This is a genomic window from Streptomyces sp. x-80 (assembly GCF_046549095.1).
GTDB lineage: Bacteria > Actinomycetota > Actinomycetes > Streptomycetales > Streptomycetaceae > Streptomyces > Streptomyces celluloflavus.
In genome coordinates this window covers 1-2172 of sequence record NZ_JAJPWM010000064.1, presented here as the reverse complement: position 1 = coordinate 2172, position 2172 = coordinate 1, and the positions used below count along the sequence as shown (strand labels likewise).

The 2172-nt window shown below is 64.2% G+C and carries 1 protein-coding gene; it reads left to right on the top strand.

All coding sequences use genetic code 11. From position 1 onward, the window contains the following. Nucleotides 1-608: 608 nt before the first annotated feature. A complete protein-coding gene (gene ltrA / locus ACLJWH_RS41905; protein WP_411147063.1) occupies nt 609-2039 on the top strand; it encodes a group II intron reverse transcriptase/maturase in 1431 nt (476 codons plus the stop codon). Nucleotides 2040-2172 lie beyond the last annotated feature (133 nt).

Below are 2172 nucleotides of genomic sequence, written 5' to 3'. Positions count from 1 at the left end.
GTGGGTGCGCCACGAGGCGCCATGGAGTCGAGTGAGGTGAGAGACCTTACCCCCGGGTTGTCGCAGCAATCCGGGTGAAGCAGGGGGCAGTTCACCCCGGGGGATGCCGAGGTGGGCGGTAAGCAGCCCCGACAACGCCGGGACGGGCCGGCACTGCCAGACGGCTCGGGTTCGGCTAGCGAGACGGGAAGGTGTACGCGAGGAACCAGTGGCTGACGCCCCGTAATTACGACACCGGCTCCAATCTGGCGGATGCGGGCCGGACGCAGCGCACGACCACCAGCGCTTGTCGGTGGTCGACTCCGAAGCCGATTCCACTTGTCGGTGGGGAGGCCGCGCCGAAGGTCTGCGGCGTAAGTGCGGCGATGCTGCCGGGGTAGAGCTGGGCACCTCACCCGTCGATCGATTCCGTGGTGAACGTGGGAACTGCCCGCAGTCGCCCTTGCGTCGGGCATCCAGTCCGATCGGGGGCAGGCCCATCGCCGGCTGATGGCTGTCGGGCAGGACGGAGGCTCCGTAGTACTCGGAGGCCGGGAGAGCCGGCCGCATGGGGAAGGGGGCCAGCAAGTCGGCAGTAGGGATGCTGGAATGCCAGGAGGTTGTCGCCGGTGAATACCGACGAGCTGGAATGGGCCTTGATGAAGGCCGAACGCCGGGTACTGGAGATCCAGACCAAGCTGCACCGTTGGGCTACTGATGATTCCCATCGCAGGTTCGACGATTTGTTCAACCTCGTGGCCGATCCCTCCTTCCTGTTGGTGGCGTGGGATCGTGTCCGGGGAAACAAGGGTGCTCGCACGGCCGGAGTGGACGGGAAGACCGCACGTTCCATCGAGGCCGGGCAGGGAGTCGAGGTGTTTCTCGACAGGTTGCGGACTCAGATCAGAGACCACAGCTTCCGGCCGGTTCCCGTGCGCGAGCGGATGATTCCCAAGGCGAATGGCAAGCTGCGTCGCCTTGGGATTCCGACAGTGGCGGACCGGGTAGTCCAGGCATCCTTGAAACTGGTGCTGGAGCCGGTGTTCGAAGCGGATTTCCTCCCGTGCTCATACGGGTTCCGCCCGAACCGTCGGGCTCACGACGCGATCGCCGAGACTCGCTATCTCGCCAGCCACGGGTATGAGTGGGTGGTGGAGGGCGACATCACGGCGTGCTTCGACGAGATCTCACACCTGGCCCTCATGGAGCGGGTGAGGAATCGAATCGGGGACAAGCGGGTGCTGTCCTTGGTGAAGGCGTTTCTGAAGTCCGGGATCCTATCCCGGGACGGATCTTTCACGGACACGCGCACCGGGACCCCGCAGGGCGGGATCCTGTCGCCCCTGCTGGCCAACATCGCGCTCTCGGTCCTGGACGAGCACATCGCCCAGGGCCTCGGAGGTCCAGATAGTACCTCCGAGGATCGGCGCAGGAGACGGCGCCGGGGGTTGCCCAACTACCGGCTGGTCCGGTATGCGGACGACTTCCTCGTACTCGTCTTCGGGCACCGTGAACACGCCGAGGAACTACGCGACGAGGTCGCAGAGGCACTGAAGCCAATGGGCCTTCGCCTGTCGGTGGAGAAGACAAAGATTACGCACATTGACGAGGGCCTTGATTTCCTCGGATGGCGCATCCAGCGTCACCGGAAACTTGGCACTGATCGGCAGTACATCTACACTTATCCGGCGCGGAAATCAGTGCATTCCGCCACGGGCAAGGTGAAGGAGCTGACCGGACGGCAGAACGTCGGCTTGTCGCTGGAGTCCTTGCTCCACCGGCTGAACTCGGTGTTGCGAGGATGGTGCGCGTATTTCCGTCCCGGAGTTTCAAACGTCGCTTTCTGTTACCTCAGCCACTACGCGTGGATGAGGGTGACACGATGGATCCGACGCAAGCACCCCGGGATCACTTGGAAACAGCTCCGTCGACGCTATTACGGCGGTGGCTGGTGGCCTGTCACGGAGGAAGCGGAACTGTTCAACCCGGCAAAGGTAAGTACGACCAGATACCGATACCGGGGAACACTCGTCCCGACCCCGTGGCCCACTACGGCATGAGGAACTGAACATCCCGAAACGGGATTTGTGGAGAGCCCGGTGCCCGGAGACGGGCACGCCGGGTTCGGGAGGCGGCTCGGGGAAACCCACTGGCGGAGACGCCAGCAGGGCGCCCCGAGTCGACCTCACCGAC